The organism is Porphyromonas catoniae ATCC 51270, assembly GCF_000565015.1.
GTDB lineage: Bacteria > Bacteroidota > Bacteroidia > Bacteroidales > Porphyromonadaceae > Porphyromonas > Porphyromonas catoniae.
On record NZ_JDFF01000019.1, the window covers coordinates 50,078 to 68,974 of the forward strand.

Consider the following 18,897-nt stretch of genomic DNA (forward strand, 5'->3'; position numbering starts at 1 on the left):
TCAGTATGTATCTCTACAGTACTGTGGCACCTTGGGACTTTTTGCGGTGGAAGGTGAGGGGGATCTTCCCCCCTTGCTTGAGCGTCAGGATATCGTTCTTCACGCTAGCGTCATAACTATAGTTTATCTCCAAAGGAGTCCCGATCTGTCTGCGGACGTCTTCCTCAACTAACTCTTTTAGCTGCTCCGTTACTGTATCGTAGGCTCTTTGAAAGGCTGCTTCACCTTCCCCCTCAACATCCCGGGCAACTACATCTTTATAATTCTTGCCGTTGATAAGGCATTCAAGGATCTCGACTTGGACAGAATCCTTATCGAACTTGAAGGAAAGCCCATCACCATAGACGTTGTAGATAATCGGAACTACGATAGCTACACGTAAGTACACCTCCTCTTCCTCCTCCCGCATAGTGAGCGTTTTCCCAACCTTGATCAATCCTCGACTCCCGTTATCAAACTTCCAGTCAAAGGCATAAACCTTAGCTTGCCCTCCTCCCATCCATTCTAGGTCCTTCAAGATCTTAGGGTCGCCCACCCACTCCCCAAGGATATCCTTGCTAAGTGTGGATTCGCTACAAGAGCCGAGTCCCACGAGGGCTAGGAGCAAGCATAGGATGCTTACAAGACTTCGTCGTTTCATTACTTCCTGATTATTTCGTGTTCGTATTGGTTTACATGCACAAAAGTAGCGAACTTGGGCTTACAGACTGTATACAACAGAGGGCGTATAGGTACTGGGGGAACCTCCTCAATCACCTATCATAGGTGGCAACCTTCACCTATCATAGGTGACACCAACCACCTATGATAGGTGATTAAAAAGGAAACAATACAACCTGCACAAGGGAAAAAGATCCCATTGGGCACCCTCAAAAGGTGCGCCCACAAAGGGGTTAGACCACTAATACACAGAGAGAAAAGGGGACGTCAAAGAGGGGGTATCAGACAATCTGCCGAGAATTTTCCGCTGAGGTAGTAGATACTTTATATTAAATATGTACTTTTGCTATAAGGTTAGATTAGTTAGGAATATGGAAGCAAAACGCATCGAGCGTGTACGCCTAATGGAATCAGCTCTAAACCGCTGGATCGAACTCGGCAACGAGGGCGAAAAGCTACTCTTTGCCATGCAAGAAGCCACTCCTCAGCTCGAGGATCTCATCACCTATTATAGCTCTACCGACTGGTTCATTGACAAGGAAAGCAGTGACCGCAATGAGTCCCCAGAGGATTTACTCTGCGGGGTGCTCAGCGAGGACGCAGTCTTCGATGTACTGACCCAGCTGCACGGACTCCTACAGATGACCCGCGAGATAGAGGCTCACATGCGAGACGTACCACGAACGAACACCCTGCCCCCTATCCCCGACTGACCAACCTACGCAAGCAAACTCTACATACAAATCAAACTATTCACAACGAACTATGGAGTACATCCTAAACCCTATCACACGGGCCATAGGGAAGCAGCCCGAAGCCTTCACCAAGGCCGACATCATCAAGTATATCGTGGATCAAGATATCCATGCCGTGAACTTCCGCTACACCGGTGGTGATGGTCACCTCAAGGAACTCAACTTCATTATCCAAGACCTTGAATACCTTGACGAGGTACTCTCCTCAGGAGAACGCGTAGATGGCTCGAGCCTCTTCCCCGGAGTCATGGAGGCAGGCTCCTCCGACTTGTACGTCGTACCTCAGTTCTCATCGGCCTTCATGGACCCCTTCACAGCTGAGCCTACGATTAGCTTCTTCTGTGCGTACATGGACAAGGATGGTCAGCCCCTTTCCTCCGCCCCAGACCAGATACTTCACCGTGCAGCCAAGGCCTTCCGTGAAGTAACAGGTGGACTGGAGTTCCACGCTATGGGCGAACTCGAATACTACGTCATCAGCCCCAAGGAAGAGAACTATGCTGCGGTCGATCAGCGTGGCTACCATGAGATGTCTCCCTTCAGCAAGCAGATCGAGTTCCGCACACAAGCTATCCGACTGATCGCCGAGTGTGGCGGACATATTAAGTACGCTCATGGTGAGGTGGGTAACTTTAGTACTGAGGAGTACAACTACGAGCAGAACGAGATCGAATTCCTGCCCGTCCCCGTAGAGCGTGCAGCACAAGACCTACAGCTCGGTAAGTGGATCCTCTTCGAGCTCGGCTGGCGTATGGGACTCAACGTCACCTTTGCTCCTAAGATCATCGTGGGTAAGGCAGGTAGCGGCATGCACGTGCATACCAAGATCGTAGATAAGGAAGGAAATAACTGCTACGTACACGCAGACGGCTCCCTAACCGACATCGCACACAAGGCTGTGGCTGGCATGATGAGTCTTGCCTCTTCCCTCACTGCCTTCGGGAACACCAACCCCACATCCTACCTCCGACTAGTGCCACACCAGGAGGCACCTACCACCGTATGCTGGGGTGACCGTAACCGCTCAGCCCTCGTACGTGTGCCCCTAGGATGGAGCGCAAAGGTCGATATGTGCAGCATCGTCAATCCCCTAGAAAAGCCAGAGAACAAGCGATATACAGGCAAGCAGACCATCGAGTTCCGTGCTCCAGACGGATCAGCGAATATCTACCTGCTTCTAGCTGGTATCACCACCGCAGCTCGCCATGGCTTCGAGCTCCCCGATGCACTAGAGCTTGCTAAGAAGACCTATGTATCAATGAACATACATAAGAGTGAATTCGCCGACAAGCTTGCGCACCTCGACAGCCTACCAGCCTCTTGTATCGCCTCAGCCGATCGCCTAGAGAAGGATCGCGCTATCTACGAGGCCCTCGGCGTCTTTGACCCGCTGACCATCGATGGCATGATCCGTCATCTACGCAGCTATCAGGACGGAGACCTCCGAGACAAGGCACAGGCAGACCCTGTCTTCCTCAAAGAGCTCGTTGATCGCTTCTTCTACTGCTAAGCCCACGAGGCTAGCCAAAGGAAATCCCCCTCAGGACCAAGTCGTCCTGAGGGGGATTTTCCGTTGCTACTTCACCGAAACTCGGGGGCTAAGCCTCCTTATGCTTCTCTAGCTTGCGTTTGAGGACATCGATACAAAGGTCGATCGCTTCCTCGAAGGAGTTGCCTATCTTCTCTACGTAGAAGTCGGGGCCACTTACCTTGAGTTTGATCGATGCTTCCTTGTTGTTAGATACTTCGGGTTTCGTCACCTTGAGGATAACCTCTGCTCCCTGGATGTCGTCAGCGAACCGATTGAGCTTCTCCAGCTTCTTATGGATAAACTCCTTGAGCTGTACTGTGGCTTCGAAATGCAGGGCCTGAATTCTGATGTCCATAGTTCCTTGTTATTTATGCTTCTCCTTTGCTGGGGGAAGCGGTGAGACACATAGAATGTAGTCGGAGGAAGGTTGCCCCGAGGGGCTAACTTCCCTCACCTCAAAGTTAGAGAAAAAGATTCTTCAAAGCAAGCTCCCTCTTTACTGAGTATCTCCCCTCCAGCTATCCAAGCTACGTCTATCCAACTACTGAGGCACCTCTCGCTTAGCTATCCAGCCTACCTCGCCAATCACCTATGATAGGTGAAGGTCGCCACCTATCATAGATGGACACCTCCACCTATCATAGGTGACTGGAGGGTTTACGAGGAAAACCAAACGCAGGGAGCTGGTGCCAGCGAACAGAGGTAGAAAAAGAGATGAAGCACAAGGAGCAAGCACAACCAAGTACTGGAAGAAATAGCAATCAAACGCAGGACGCCAAAGGAAGCAAACGCCGGGAGAGAAATCAATCTCCCTCATGCTCCGAGCGAGCATGAGGGGGATTGTCCATTGTGTATAAAGAGGGGTATAAGGAGCCTCCCTCTCTACTAGTCTAAGGGGACGAGGTGTAGGAGGCGAAGCCCATCCGAGGGGACCTCTAGGCGAAGTGGAGCCCAGGGAGTGAGGCTGACAACCAACTCTTGCCCCGTGAGCTTATCCACAGCTTTATACACATCCTCCCCCGATCTTAGGCCAGAGGTAGAGAAGAAGCTATCAGGGAGAGGCAATGCAACCTCCCTCACATCATCAGCAAGGTTAGCCACAACGAGGAACAGCTCCTTCCCCCAGTAGCGCACATAGCTCAGCACTTGATCAGCTCTACCCTCCGCCTCGGGGCTTAGTCCAAAGTATCCCCCATGCTGGATTACTGGTAGATGGCACAACTCCCCGGTGGTTCGGTAGAGGCTCAGCAGGGTTTGCTCGTGAAGTGTAAGGTATTTCGTGCTGTAACCTCCTTCCTCCAGCCGTTGTAACTTCTCCAGCGACCAATAGTCAAAGATCGAGGTACGACCATCACATCCACTGAAGCCTTCCTCTGCCATCCCCTCTTCACCCAGCTCCTGAGCGAAGTAGAGGAGGAAGGGATTCGTCCCACTCAGTGCCCCCACAGCCGAGAGCACAGCACCCTTCATTGCATCGCCGAGAGCAAAGGGAGAAGCCAATCGCTGTTCATCGTGATTCTCCATGAAGTAACACATCTTCCCTTGGCTCGCTCCTACGGCATCCCTTACCCAAGTGAACTCAGGTGTAGCAGAGACCTTCCCCTGTCCAATCTGGATCAGTCTATCGTATACCCCCACCTTGTCATAGAGATAATCAAACCCTGCCTCTAGGTATGCCTCATAGCGGTAAGGCTGGTACACTTCGGCTAGGAACAACAGATCATACCCCTCCTCTCTGAGTGAGGTAATACACCAGCTCCAGAAGCTCTCAGGGACCAGCTCCGCCATATCACAGCGGAAGCCATCCACACCACGTGCCGCCCAATAGCGGAGGATGTCACGCATCTTCAGCCATGTATCTGGGATCGGATCTGTGTAGGCAGTCCCTCCGTGCAGGTAGTCAATCCCATAGTTCAGCTTCACCGTCTCATACCAGTCGTTTACGCTGGGTGTGCTGGTGAAGCAATCATTGCCCGTAGCCCGAGCTGGTACCTCCACATAGAGCGAAGTATCAGGGGTATGATGGGGGAGGAGGAGCGAAGAGTCGGGAAGGTAATAGAAGTTATTTGCAGGAGAGAAGCTCAGGTGCTTGTCATCTCCTTCCCCCAGATCCTCGGTACCCTCAGGCTTGGCATCAGAGTGGTAGCATCGAGCGACGTGGTTCGGCACAAAGTCCATAAGCACCTTGAGACCTGCCTCATGCGTCCGCCGAAGGAGCGCATCAAACTCCTCCTGCCTCCTCGTTGGATCCTCCGCCAGGTCGGGGTCAATATCGTAGTAGTCCTTCACAGCATAGGGTGATCCAGCCTCCCCCTTCACCGTATCGGGATGGTCGGGCTGGATGCCGATGGAGCTGTAATTGGTCTTCGTGGCATGCTCCAGCACTCCTATGTACCAGACATGGGTAGTGCCTAAGCTACTGATGTAGGCGAGGGCCTCCTTGGTGAACGAGGAGAACTTCCCCGAGCCATTCTCTGCAAGTGTCCCCGAGGGACGAGGATGCTTACTCTTATTTCCCCACAGACGTGTGAGGACAGAATAAATAACGATCTTATCCGATTTCATTCGCTTCTCCTTGTGTCGTGCTACCAGTGGCAAGAGAGGCTAATTCCTTGCTCGCCAGCTCATATCCTATCGTAACCAGAGCAGAGGCAGCACTGACCTCAAACATACTATACTTCGTCACCTCCATCGTCTCCAAGAGGTAATCGCACGCCTCTCTGTCGGGGACGGTATTCTGACGAAAAACCAGCTCCCAAGCACGGTTAGCAATAGCAGTCATAGAGTGTTGCACCTTCTCCTCGGAGACTGGCCCAAGGTTCATCCCGATGAGGGTCTCACAATCCTCTCGGATGATAGTTGCAGGGAAGTTGCGGAAGAGTCCCCCATCTACATACGTCTCACCATCGATCACAACAGGGGTGAAGAGGATAGGGATACTGCACGAGGCTAGCACGATATCCGCCAGCCTCCCCTCGGTGAAGACATGCTGCTCGCCTCGGTCAAGGTCTGTAGCCACGATACGTAGAGGTAGAGGGAGGTCTTCGAGCTTCTTGTAGCGGAGATTTCGTTTAAGGTGTCGATGGAAGTTGGTAGCACTGAAGAGTCCTCCACCTCGCATCGTGAGCGTGGTCATCTTCAGGAAGCCATTGGAGGAGAGAAGCTCAAGCACCTCATCGATGCTATAACCACAGGCATAGAATGCCCCCACGAGGGCACCTGCACTTGTCCCAGCAAGTATCTCTGGGTGGAGGTTATTCTCCTCAAGCCACTTGAGGACACCGAGGTGGGCGAACCCCTTAATACTGCCACCACTTAGAGCGAGCCCAATCTTATATTTTGACATAGTATGAGTAGTAAGAGAAGAATGTAGAGGGGAAAGAGCCAAGAGGTAAAAGGGTGGAGTACCAGAGTAGCTAGCCCCCTAAGGGTTACTGGAGTAGCTAGGTAGGCACCCACGCACTGACTCTCCCGAAGAGAACTAATGGACACGCGCGACCTACCGCAAATGCCAGAGCAGCGCCACTACCGGTAGCCCCAGAGAGGTACACCCGTAAACCCTCGGGAGGTATCCCCGTAACCTCCGAGGAGGTACCGAGGATACCTCATGGTAGGTTACGGGGATACCTCTGAAGGGTTTCCCCCGATACCTACCAAGCACTATCCCCAACGAGACATCCTCACCTGCAAAGATAGATAAGGAAAAGAAAAACAGCAGACCCCACCGAAGAGCCCCCAGAGCTGGGGGACTTCGGCAGGGTCATCCTGTCTGTAGCCCGAGGGACTAGCTTAGTTTACTTCTTGATGAAGCGTTGTGTAGAGCCTCCCGCACGCACAAGGTACACACCTGGGGCATAGTCGCTGATGGAGATGCGACTACCACGGGTATAGTTCGTAGTGCGGTAGATGAGTGCCCCCGAGAGGGCATAGATCTCAACCTTGCCCTCTGCCGTGAGGGTGATGTACTCAGTGGCTGGGTTGGGGAGGACACGTAGGTCGGTGATGCTTAGCGTAGGATCTACGGGTCGGGGTTCGCCGAGTGCTAGGGGGACTCTCAGGTAGACCGAAGCACCACGAGCTGTCGCCTTCACTAGGAGGTTTGTTTCTCCCTTCACCTTCCCGACGACTTGTAGCTTCCCATCCACCACACTCGCTGTGGCTAATGTAGCCTCTGGAGCTTCCACAAGGGTGTAGGTAGTGGTAGCTCCAGCCTTCTTCGGTAGAGACGTAGAGGCAAAGAGTTTCGCTAGGTCAAAGGACTCTGTGGAGCCTGGGCGGACAGTGATGCTGCTACTCTTCTCCTCCATCACCTTGCCCCCCACATTGTCGAGAGCGAAGTAGAATGGGATCGTTGAGCCGAACTGATTCGCCCGTGTCCCTGCCGCATTGAAGCGAATAGAAGACACTTCACCCAAAGCAGAGAGGTCAAGCCACTGCCAAGAGTCGATCACGTAATGGTCAGCAGGATTATCACTGCGGAAGTCCACGAGGTAGAAGTCAATCTTCTTCGTCTCATCATCGTTAGACACTGCAGTGATCTTATAGTAATCTCCCTTCTTGAACGGGGTATTCGCATCTGGTCCCATCCCCGTACCATGCTCGGTGACATGCTTGACCCATGCGGTGTTCGTCACGTACATCCCTGAGAGGACAGCCTTCGGAGCGTGGGTCACAGAGATCTTCGTGCTCCCCCCGAGGAGGTAGGCAATCCCATAGTTCTTTGACCCCGCTACACCATGCCCCACGGCGCTGTTATATTGGTCAGGGTCCCAAGTAGCAAAGCTCGTAGATGTCCTATTAGAATAGGCATAACCTCCCCACGTAGACCACTTCTTGATGTAAGTATTGGCAAACCCATAGGATCCACTGTAGAAGGTGGTCTCGTATGCCTCGTCTCCCTTGGTATTGTCCCCCGTCCAATGGCTCTCGGGTGCAAGGGATAGGTCATCAAAGGTTGCCACCGCAGACTCACCCGAGACCTTCAGGGTCTTATGGGCAGAGATCACTTGATCCCAAGCATCCTTGACCTCCACACGATAGAGCTGGGTATGGGTAGCCTTCACTCGGAGAGTTGCCTCTCGAGAGACCTCCTTGCCCAGCGCATCCTTCCACAGGTAGCTGTAGGGGAGGACTCCACCCTTAGGGGCAACGCTCAGCGTCTTTACCTCACCACTGGCAGCAGACTCCTCACTGTCATCAAGGACAAGAGGAGCGGGTGTACCACTGAAGTCATCGATGTACGCCTCACCGAGGGTCGTGAGGGAGAGGGAATGGAGCTTGCCCAGCTCACGAAGATTGATGTACAACCATTCCTCACCTGTGGCTTCGAGGGTCTTGCTCTTCCCCTCTACTCCATCCTTATCCTTAGTCTTCAGGATAACGCTTTTATTGCTCTTGAGCCAGAAGCCATCGAGGAGGAGGTTACCCCTACTATTGGTAATCGTGACCTCTGCAGGAGAATTAACCTTAGCAATGTGCTTGCTCCCTGCCTTTGCCCCTGCTGGGACTTCCTCCACAGTGAAGCCATCGAAGTGGGCAGTACCGTCATCAAAGTTCTCTGTCCCCTTCGCTACAGCCTCAAACGTAGAGACTGCCGTAGGTGCATGCGTAGTAGTGAAGGCTATCGGAGTAAACGCATCGGTATAGACACCATTCAGCCCCAGGAGGAGACCATAGAGCTTATACTCGGTCTCTGACGTGAGTCCTGTGAGGGTCTTACCTTGCTCGGTATTCTTGCTGAAGGTGAGCTTATCGGTAGAGGCCTTCAGTTCGTCTAGTGTGGGTGCGGCAGCAGTGCTGGGCAAGACCTTGTAGAGGAGCTTACCAAACTCCGTCGCTTTCACTAGGAGCTTAGCTGTCGTAACACCTACCTCACTCACCTTAGGATAACCCGAGGTAAGGGCAGGTGTCTCATGCTCTGTCACCTCATAAGCCCCTGCCGTCACCAGGCTAGACGGACGCTCAGCTCCCGTGATATCATGAGTAACCTCTGCCTGACGAGGGGCAAAGCGTAGAGAGCCAACCGCACGAGGCAGGAGCGAGGACTCTTCATCAAAGAACTGCACATCCTCTACAATGGAAGTGGCATCTCCTGTCAGCTCCTTCCACTTATCCCTTGTGAGATTCTCACCCACCTTGGCATAGTGTGTACCCGAGGAGAAGGTAGCATTGTGCGAGAAGGTAATACCCGTCTTAAATGCCTCCTTCTGCATGTAGTAAACATAGCCACCAGCATGGTTCTGGAAGAGGTTATTGCGGATATTTAAGCTCTTTGCCACGTTGCTACCTCTCCCGATGATCGCTAGAGGGGCCGAGTTTTGCTTAGCTGTAGGATTCGTAATCGAGACAGAGTTGTGTAAGATATCAAGATCCTCTAGGTTGGGGTCTGAGAAGACTATACCATACGCCGCATCTGCCCCATTATCCGCCGTGATACGTAGCTCATTGTTGTATATAAGATTCCTACCAGAGGGTGTATCGGAAGTGCTACGTGTGTGACGCAGGTAAAGGGCATTAATATCTCTCCGTTTCCCTTGCAAGCCATGTACCTCTACCTTATTGTTACGTATGACAGTATTGCCCATGAGGGTAATATCAAGAGCCTTGTAAGGGTTTGCCACTTCCCCTCGGCCATAGATCGTGTTTCCCTCATAGAGGGCATCATGCTCAAGTGTAGCGTAAATCCCTACGGAGCCTTGACCAATGAAGACGTTATCCTTTAGATGGGCTCCCTTCTGCTTAGGTAGGGCAATATGACCAGTACCATCTATGTATGCACCCTGGTACCCACCTTCGACTGTCGAGGAGACAAGTGTCAGGTAGTCGTTGTTTTGATAAGGCTCGTTCTTCGCACTTGTTTTAAGGACCGCAATGTTACCCGTCAGATAGTCTAAAGCGAGAGGAGCCCAGAGGTAGCAATCGCGGATGGTCACATGTTCGCTCTTATTGCGTACAAGGACAACTGCTGGAGCCTTCTTGTCATATCCCTTGATGGTCAATGCTTCAAGCGTCAGATAGTCTGCACCATCTATGGTGAAATGCCCAGGCTTGTCCTCCCCAACAGTCTTATAGGGCTTTATATCGAAGACTACATCGGAGCGTTTCCCACTCTGTGAGCGGATCGTCAGGGTATTCATAGAGGAGAGCCCCTCGATAGCTGGTATAGAGACCATGTCGGTGTAGACACCGCTCTCCAGCAGAAGAGTAACAGGGCCATCCACACCAGCAGCACTCAAGGCATCGGTAGCATCCTTGAGGCTCTTGTACTTAGCCGTAGAGGAAGGCCCCACGAGGTACTCACCATGCATCCCTGCCTTCACCTCTCGCTTGGCTTCCTTGCTATCGGTAGGTGCGACGGCGGGTTTATCCTTGGAGCGTACCTCCTTGAGGCTCACAGCGACCTCTGTGCCTGCAGCTACAGAGGTAGCGATGTCCCCTGTGAGCCAATAGTGATAAGACCCCGGCTTGATGAACGTCTCCGACCCTGTAAACGTAGTTGTGGAGGCATCCTCCGTGCTAGCGAAGAGCTTCGTGGTGGTTAGGCTTGCATCTGCACCAGAGCTATAGAGGCAACGCTTGACAAGGGCCTTCTTACTCGCCTCTGTTAGTCCTGCCAACTCAAAGCCCGTGACCTCCAGAGCCCCCTTATCACCCTCTACCTTCAAAGTGATATGAAGGAACGGCTCGTTCTTTGCTCCAGCAAGTAGCTTCGCCTCACTAGCGACCTCCGTCGTAACGGATGCTATGGAGAGAGGCTGAGGCACGATGGACTCTACCTCAATCTCCCAGTCTGACTCACCGTAGCCCTTGGTGTATTGCACCGTGACAGAGCCATCATCTGCGAGCGAGACAATCGATGGATACTGCTGATCACTACCGCTCACATCGAGGAGCTGATCCTTGGCCTCCGTGGACTGACCACTATAGAACCTCAGGTGCTGTGTCCGTGTAAGGCCTGCCGATACGACTCGACAACGAATGACCTCGCCCGCCTTGGGAACAAAGCGTACCGAGCCACTAGCTGTACCGTTGGGAGCCTTACGATCTACCCCTCCAGCATCGTAGAAGGTAATGGGAGACGTGACCTGCACAGTCTCATCCTTCCCCCCTTGGAAGATATGCTGGGAGCGGCTCTTACGTACGCCGTCGGGGTCTGGGGTGGTAATGACATGTATTGCACCGGAGACTATGAGTTCGGTGAACGAAGCATCGTAAGTAATACCCGCTGGTGCATCACTCTTGGGGTCGTAGGCAATATAGTAATAGCTCGTCCCCTCGGCTAGCTGTCGAGACTCATTAGGCGTAAGGGTGATGGTGCTACCAAGGGGTGCGGATGCCTCGGCAACAAGATCATTGGCACTAAACTCTTTCTTATCTGCCGTGGCGTATAAGGCTACTCGGGCTAGATGCCTTTCACTGCCCTTGAGGTTGATGCTTAGTTTGTCTAGAGTCAAGGGGTTAAGGAAACCCTCCGCCTGGAGCTCCAAGCCTAGGATCGCTTGCTTAACAGAGCCTGTGGGAATAGCCTCTGTAGAGGCTTGGAAGCCGATGGCTTTAGCTAGAGCCATGGACTTGGGGGTAACAGAGCGCACCGATGCACTCCACCCTTTCTCCGTATAGCTACTACTCGTTTCGTTGGGGTTGAAGACAATCGTCAAGGCACCGTCAGCAGAGGTTGAGCGCAAGAGCTTAGGACCAACGTCATGGTTACCCAAGTTAGCACTCCAGAGAGGAGTCCCAGATGCTGTTGCTCCGTTATACACGATGAACTTTGCCTTGGGCTGATAGCTAGCCTTGCCGTAGTAGACCTTGAAGTACTCAAAGTCTAGCTCTACGACCTCCCCAGACTTGCTGGGCAGAAGGGTTGTCATCTGATCCACCCTACCCCCAGCGTACTTATTGAATGTCATCGTGGGTAGGAACTTCCATTCCCCGTAGATCTTGTACGTATTATGCCCCTCAGAGCTATGGATGGTATTTTGGATGGGTCGACTCCCAGGGACTGCTGTATCGCTTGGCTTCTCCTCTTTGCCTGAGAGCAGGACAGAGACTAGGGAAGCATCTACTTGTCCCCCCGTCTGAGCTGTCTCTGCGATGTCGTAGTAGAGTACGAAGGCGTTGTCGCCATCCATGAGGGTATAGGGAGAGGAAAGGGTAACAGTGCATGTCTTGCCGATGCTTGTTACCTCTCCGAGCTTACGTGCTGGAGCCATCACACCCCGATCCTTTGTCCAGAGCTCGGCTGCACTGAGTACCCCCTCGGTGCTACCCTCTGTGCTGAATGTGAAGGAAGTGGCTGTTAGGGGCTGGAGGACATCCTTTGCTTGGATATTCACCTCTAGGATTTCTTGCTTCTTCGCCCCAGCCATTACAGGCTTATTACTCTCGAGCTGTGTCTGCTTGATCCCATCGAGTGCCATGGCCTGAGGGACAAACTCTGTGACGACAGCCTCGAAGCCGCTCTTAGTCACGCCCGTGGTACTCTTGAGAGTCACGGTCAGCGCCCCATCCTCTGATGCCGAGAGCAGTACTACTGGGGTCTTGTCTGAGAGGAGTGTACGCAGATGCTTCTCTGCCTTTGCTTCCCTCCCGTTGTAGATGTGTAGCTGGTCATTCCTCAGGGGATTGGTATTGAAGAGGTCAAGCTTGTTGAAGGTAATGCGTACACGCCGACCAGCAGTTTTGGGGGTGAAGGTAATAGAGCCCTCGAAGTTCTCCGTTATCTTCCCCTCCTTACCTCCATCATCATAGAAGTTCAGAGGGGTATCACCGACCTCCACCGTGCGGTGTGTACGACCGATCTTGACAATATCTTTGGGCTCTTCGGGAGCCTTAGGGTCGTCAGCAGTACGAGGGCTACTCTTCACCTTCGCTACCCAGCCCTTACCTATGCCATTAGCGTTTACGAAGACTACGGTCAGCTTCCCATCAGGGCTCTGGGAGCGGATGACCTTTGGCTCCATCTTATTCCCCGTGTAGGAGTAGCGGGCAGGTACACTAGGCTTTTGGTATTCATCATCTTCGTCCTCGTCTGCTGCAGGAATCTTAACTAGGGGGACCTTACCGTCATAGAAGTATAAGGTAGCTGCACTGAGCTGTACTTCCTCAAAGGTAATCTCAATCATCTCCCCAGGCTTGGGAACGAAGGTAATAGCGTTTACACGCTGTGTCGCTTGGTTACCACTAGGGCCTCCACTGTCGTAGAAGAACTTCTCCACCGTAATGGTCTCGACCTTCTCCGCTCCGTCCTCCCGAGGCATCAGGATCTGAGCATTGAGCCCGAGAGAGACAAAGCAGAGTAGCCATAAACTGAGTAGAATTCGTCTCATAGGTTGGTTATATTTTAGGATATTGTACTTATATCATAGCAAGAGCCACGCTCCATCCACGGCAGAAGCGAGGTAAAGACCACCATAGGCTAAGGTGCCACAGGAAGGGATGAATATCGGGGAAGCCAATAATACTCTGTAAAGGGAGTGCATAGCTAAGTCGTTGGTCGACGATCCGTGAGACAAAAATAAGGATAATGTATGAAATCGGATGCACCCTACATAGTCCCATTCCTACATCCTCCTACGAGGCTCTCCACCTCCCCCTATTTCCCAAGGAGACAAGCACATGACACACATGAGGGGGAGAGCTCCTAATGGAGGTCATCAAACCCATGCAAGGGTCTCGGGGGAAACCCTTGCATGCATTTGCCCCGAGACCCTTGCAAGGATTTCCTCACAACCCCACCCATGGGTTTGCTCATAGCTCCTTCACAACCTACCCAAGGTCTGCCCCGATACAACCAACAGAATATATTTGTATATTTGCCCCCAAGAAAGCAATATCCGCACCCCAAGGTGCTTGTCGTACTAACTCAAACTAGTGTAGCAGTATGGAAATCAAGAAATCAGCAAAGGCCGACCTCGAACGAGGTAAGGGTCTCTCGCTCCTGCTCGGGTTATTGGTTGCTCTCTCTGTAGTATTCGTTGGCTTGGAGTGGCGCAGTGCTGTCACACAAGCTCAAGCACAGGAGAAGGCATTCAACACCCAGGATGTCGAGGATGTAATGAATATCGAAGACCAACAGAAGCCTGATGAGCCTGAGCCCGAACCCCAGCAAGCTCAGCAGACTGAAGTACAGCTCCCTGACGAACTGAAGGTCGTAAGTAACGATAGAGAGGTCATCAAGCCCTCCTTCGTCTCCGTAGACCAGGATAAGCCTCTTCCTCCCCCTAACATCCCCCTCGGGACGAAGAACGTACAGGTCGACGAAGAAGTAGACCAAGCGATCTTCGAGGTAGTAGAGGAGCAACCCGAGTTCCCAGGTGGTATGGAGGCTCTGCTCAAGTACCTCGCTAAGAACATCAATTACCCCGAGAGCGCTGTCGATAATGGTATTCAGGGTAAGGTCATGGTACGCTTCGTCGTAGAGCGTGATGGATCTGTCTCCGCTGTCGAAACATACAAGAGCGTAGACCCTGCTCTCGACAAGGAAGCTGTACGTGTCGTCAAGACCCTCCCCAAGTGGAAGCCCGGTCGTCAGCAAGGTAAGGCTGTACGTACACGATACATCGTACCCGTAGTCTTCCGCCTACAATAAGCTCCCCAAGGGACACTGCAACAGTCGTTCCCACGACGTTGCATCTGATTTATAGCTACCCCGAGCATACCGCTTGGGGTAGCTTCTTTTATGCCCTCTCTCATCAGGGCTTTATCCATCAGGGCTGGAGTGCGCCTATGTCCGAAGTTTTTGTATATTTGAGGTCAAAATAAAATACTTTACTAAGTACATTCTACACAACACGGCCTCGCATGGCACATAACAAAGCTAATCTCGATCCACAGGCTTTTACTGCCCAGGTGGATGGCAAGGAGGTTCGCCTCTACACGCTCCGTAACACTCAGGGAGCAGAAGCACACTTCATCAACCAAGGCGCTAAGCTCGTTTCCCTTGTCGTCCCCAGTCGCTCAGGCTGGACGGATGTCGTCATCGGACACGACAGCCTACAAGAGTACCTCGACAGCGAAGAGGCTTACTTCGGAGCCATCTGTGGTAGGTATGCCAACCGTGTGGCACGTGGGAAGTTCTCCCTCGATGGCATAGAGTATTCCCTCCCTATTAATAATGGTCCGAATGCACTGCATGGAGGGCTAAAAGGCTTCAATGCCGTAATCTGGGATGCGGAGCAACTTGCAGAGAACAAGCTAGCCCTCTGCTACGTCTCCAAGGACGGCGAGGAGGGGTATCCCGGGGAGCTATGTGTACGTGTCGTCTATACCCTCACCGAGGATAACGAGCTGACCATCGAATACACAGCGACCACTACCCGTCCTACGATCGTGAACCTCACCAACCATAGCTACTTCAATCTCTCTGGTGATGGTGATGCCTCAGTGCATGATCACATCCTACAGATCAATGCCAGTACCTACCTCCCCACGGATGATACGGCTATCCCCTACGGAGCACCTGAGGCTGTAGCCGGTACGCCTATGGACTTTACCCAGCCCACCGAGGTAGGTGCTCGCATCGATACACCTACCGATCAGCTCGTCTGGGCACGTGGCTACGACCACACCTATATCTTGGATAAGCCCCTCGGCAAGCTCGGGTTTGCTGCCCGATGCACCTCACCCAAGACGGGAATCACTATGGAGGTCTACACCGATCAGCCAGGGGTACAGCTCTACACGGGCAACTGGATGAGTGGCAACATGCGTGGTAAGCACGGACATCGCTACCCAGCACGTGCTGCCCTCTGCCTAGAGACGCAGCACTACCCCGACAGCCCTAACCATCCCGAGTACCCAACGACACGTCTTAACCCTGGGGAGACCTTCCACTCAGTGACAGCGTTTCGCTTCACCGTAGGGTAGCCCATCCAAGGCTTCCCATCCGACAGCAAACAGAACAACTCACATAATCCAATAACGAAACAGATGACACAACAGAAACAGGCGCAGAGTTACCTTGTGCCATTCATCATCATGGTCGTGCTGATGTCTCTCGTGGGGCTCATCACAAACCTGAATGGGCAGTTCCAAGCTCCAATGAAGGCAGCCTTCCTACTGATGGCAGGCGCACAGACCAACACACTCACCACCCTACTTACCTTCGCCTTCTTCTTTGGCTACCTTGCCATGGGCGTACCAAGTGCTAAGTACATCGAGAGAAACGGCTATAAGAAGACCCTCATCTTCGGTCTCTTTGGTTTGATTGCAGCCTTTGGACTCTATGAGCTCTCTGCCTATATCTTTGAAACGGTAGACCTAGCGACCTTCGAGCCAGCAATTGACGCTGCACGTGCAGCAGGCGAAGGCTACAAGTATGAGGGAGCCGTTGTCATTCCTATCGCCTACTATATCTTCCTTGTCGCTGCCTTCGTAGCAGGGTCTGCACTGACCTTCCTACAGGCAGTCCTCAATCCCTACATCGTAGCTTGTAGCGTCAAGGGTACAACCGGTGTCACACGTCAGTCTATCGCTGGGACGGGTAACTCCTCCATGGCTACCATCGCTCCCCTTCTCGTAGCTCACGTGATTTTCGCTGGCAAGACTGGGCTGGATATCCAAATCAGCTCGCTCTACATCCCCTTCCTCGTACTGATTGTACTCGTTGGTGGTCTGATCGTCGCTCTGACACAGATCAACCTACCTACCATCGCTAGCGCAGAGAAGAAGGAAGGCGAAGTGCTCGAGAAGAGTGTATGGAGCTTCAGCCACCTAGCTCTCGGTGTCGTCGCTATCTTCATGTACGTAGGTGTTGAGGTCTGCGTAGGGAATAACATCAACCTCTATGCAGAGAACAAGGGGCTATCTGACCCTGCACTCCTGGCTACCCTCTACTGGGGGCTCATGCTCGTAGGCCGTCTCTGTGGTAGCTTCCTCAGTAGCATCAGTGCGAGCAAGCAGCTAGCCTTCACCTCCGCTATCGCTGGTATCCTTGTCATCGTTGCGATGGTACTTGACAATCCTTACTTCCTCATCGGTGCGGGTCTCTTCCACTCCATCATGTGGGGAGCTATCTTCGCACTAGCCATTGATAAGCTCGGCAAGTATACCGCCGCAGGCTCAGGTGCTCTGATGATGGGTATCGTGGGTGGAGCTATCCTCCCACTACTGCAGGGCTTCCTCGCAGATACCTTCCATGGCTGGCAGTGGACATGGGGCATCGTCGCCATCGGCGAAGCCTATCTGCTCTACTATGCCCTCGCAGGACACAAGGTGCGTCAGCTCCCTTAGTCATCACTCCTCATCCCCTCGCTTGGCTTACCCCTTGCGAGGGGATGTGTTTTTATACACATCATATATAAGTACTACAGATGAACACAGCTAGCATTCGCAGCAAATTCCAAGAGCTCTACGGAGCAGAAGGTATCCTCTTCACCTCCCCAGGCCGTATCAACCTCATCGGCGAACACACAGACTACAATGGAGCCTTCGTATTCCCAGGTGCAGTCGATAAGGCTATGGTCGCTGAGATTCGCCTCAATGGCACCGACCGAGTACGCACCTATGCGCTAGACCTAGGTGAACATGCAGAGTTCGGGCTCAACGAAGAGGATGCACCTCAGCAAGCCTGGGCACGCTATATCTTCGGTGTCTGCCGTGAGATCCAGAAGCGAGGCAAAAAGATTACGGGCTTCGACACCGTATTCGCTGGGGACGTTCCCCTAGGAGCAGGTATGTCCTCCTCCGCAGCACTGGAGAGCACCTTTGCCTTTGCCCTCAACGACCTCCTCTCTCTAGGCATCGACAAGTTTGAGCTAGCTAAGATTGGTCAAGCCACCGAACACAACTATATCGGGGTGAAGTGTGGGATCATGGACCAGTTCGCCTCCGTCTTCGGTAAGGCGGGTCACCTCATCCGTCTTGACTGCAAGAGCCTCGAATACGAATACTTCCCCTTTGATCCCAAGTCCAAGGGCTATCGTCTCCTCCTCGTAGACAGTGTCGTCAAGCACGAGCTAGCCTCCTCAGCCTACAACAAGCGTCGTGAGAGCTGTGAGCGTGCAGTGGCTGCTATTGCCAAGCGTCACCCCGAGGTGAAGTTCCTACGTGACGCCTCCATGGCGATGCTCAATGAAGTACGTAGCGAAATCACCGAAGAGGACTACAAGCGTGCCGAGTACGTCATCGGCGAAGTAGATCGTGTGCTAGCAGTCTGCGAAGCCCTCGGTCGTGGAGACTACGACACCGTGGGCAAGAAGATGTACGAGACACACCACGGTATGAGCAAGCTCTACGAGGTGAGCTGTGAGGAACTTGACTTCCTCAACGACCTAGCCAAAGAACTAGGCGTAACAGGCTCTCGAGTGATGGGTGGTGGCTTCGGAGGCTGTACCATCAACCTCCTCAAGGAAGAGCTACACGATAGCTTCGTAGACGAAGTACGTCGTCGCTACCAGGCCAAGTATGGTCATGCCCCGAAGTTCTACGACGTCGTCATCTCCGATGGCTCACGCCGCCTCTAGTCGCCCCTATTAGCGACTTCCTCCCCCAAAAGGTAAGCTCCGCCACGAAGGGTTTCATCCCTTTGTGGCGGAGCTCTTTTATAGCGAAGGGATCTGCCTAAGTATCCTTCACACATGCCACCGAGGAGGTAAAATAATTACCACCTCGGTGGTAATTTTCTTAGCACCTCGGTGGTAAATAATTTACTACCGAGGTGGTGATTTTTTTACCACCGAGGTGGGTATTCAACTTTCCCTCTTGGTAGTGAATTCTTTACCTACGAGTGAGCATCCTAGAGCCTAGTGGATCCAACCGACCGAGTCCCTTCAGTAGCTCTAGCTGAATCTTGGGTTAGATCACCTAGAGCGACTAAGATAACCTATGGCTACCGGGTGCGAGAGGAAAAAGCTATTAGGTGCTTTGCTGGAGATAAGGGGGGGAAGGGCTAGATCCCGACACCATCCCCTGGCTTAGAGGGATTGGGCATAGTAGAGCGTTTGCCCCTTT

Annotated in this window: 11 protein-coding genes; 6 read left to right on the plus strand and 5 right to left on the minus strand. The window is 52.7% G+C overall.

Going from position 1 to position 18,897, the window contains the following annotated elements; translation table 11 throughout:
• Nucleotides 1-13: 13 nt before the first annotated feature.
• Complete coding sequence (locus HMPREF0636_RS05230) at nt 14-640, minus strand: hypothetical protein (RefSeq protein ID WP_044168974.1); 627 nt, start codon at nt 638-640, stop codon at nt 14-16.
• Nucleotides 641-1,031: 391 nt separating this feature from the next.
• On the opposite strand from HMPREF0636_RS05230, the gene HMPREF0636_RS05235 reads away from it, so the two are divergent.
• A complete protein-coding gene (locus HMPREF0636_RS05235) occupies nt 1,032-1,373 on the plus strand; it encodes a DUF4298 domain-containing protein (protein ID WP_248616881.1) in 342 nt (113 codons plus the stop codon).
• 52 nt (nt 1,374-1,425) lie between these two features.
• A complete protein-coding gene (locus HMPREF0636_RS05240; protein WP_044168976.1) occupies nt 1,426-2,925 on the plus strand; it encodes a glutamine synthetase family protein in 1,500 nt (499 codons plus the stop codon).
• An 88-nt stretch (nt 2,926-3,013) separates the two neighbouring features.
• On the opposite strand, the gene hpf is transcribed toward HMPREF0636_RS05240, so the two are convergent.
• The 4 genes from hpf to HMPREF0636_RS05260 form a co-directional block, all read right to left on the minus strand.
• A complete protein-coding gene (gene hpf, locus HMPREF0636_RS05245) occupies nt 3,014-3,301 on the minus strand; it encodes a ribosome hibernation-promoting factor, HPF/YfiA family (RefSeq protein WP_005468321.1) in 288 nt (95 codons plus the stop codon).
• A gap of 530 nt (nt 3,302-3,831) precedes the next feature.
• Nucleotides 3,832-5,511 (minus strand): alpha-amylase family glycosyl hydrolase, encoded by a 1,680-nt coding sequence (locus tag HMPREF0636_RS05250; protein ID WP_044168977.1) that lies wholly within the window; start codon nt 5,509-5,511, stop codon nt 3,832-3,834.
• A complete protein-coding gene (locus tag HMPREF0636_RS05255; protein ID WP_044168978.1) occupies nt 5,498-6,292 on the minus strand; it encodes a patatin-like phospholipase family protein in 795 nt (264 codons plus the stop codon). Before HMPREF0636_RS05255 ends, HMPREF0636_RS05250 begins: the two co-directional genes overlap by 14 nt.
• Nucleotides 6,293-6,740: 448 nt before the next feature.
• The gene (locus HMPREF0636_RS05260; RefSeq protein ID WP_044168979.1) at nt 6,741-13,274 is read right to left on the minus strand and encodes a DUF4465 domain-containing protein; all 6,534 of its coding nucleotides are present in this window, start codon (nt 13,272-13,274) and stop codon (nt 6,741-6,743) included.
• A gap of 554 nt (nt 13,275-13,828) precedes the next feature.
• Between HMPREF0636_RS05260 and HMPREF0636_RS05265 the strand changes: the two genes are divergently transcribed.
• From HMPREF0636_RS05265 to galK, 4 genes are all read left to right on the plus strand, one after another.
• The gene (locus HMPREF0636_RS05265; RefSeq protein ID WP_044168981.1) at nt 13,829-14,536 is read left to right on the plus strand and encodes an energy transducer TonB; all 708 of its coding nucleotides are present in this window, start codon (nt 13,829-13,831) and stop codon (nt 14,534-14,536) included.
• 212 nt (nt 14,537-14,748) lie between these two features.
• Nucleotides 14,749-15,813 carry an aldose epimerase family protein gene (locus HMPREF0636_RS05270; RefSeq protein WP_044168982.1) on the plus strand — a complete coding sequence of 355 codons (1,065 nt, stop codon included), beginning with the start codon at nt 14,749-14,751 and terminating at the stop codon, nt 15,811-15,813.
• Between the two features lie 63 nt (nt 15,814-15,876).
• On the plus strand, nt 15,877-17,178 hold the full coding sequence (locus HMPREF0636_RS05275; protein WP_044168983.1) for an MFS transporter: 1,302 nt from the start codon (nt 15,877-15,879) through the stop codon (nt 17,176-17,178).
• Nucleotides 17,179-17,258: 80 nt separating this feature from the next.
• Nucleotides 17,259-18,410: a galactokinase gene (galK, locus tag HMPREF0636_RS05280; protein WP_044168984.1), complete on the plus strand. Its 1,152-nt coding sequence runs from the start codon at nt 17,259-17,261 to the stop codon at nt 18,408-18,410.
• Nucleotides 18,411-18,897 lie beyond the last annotated feature (487 nt).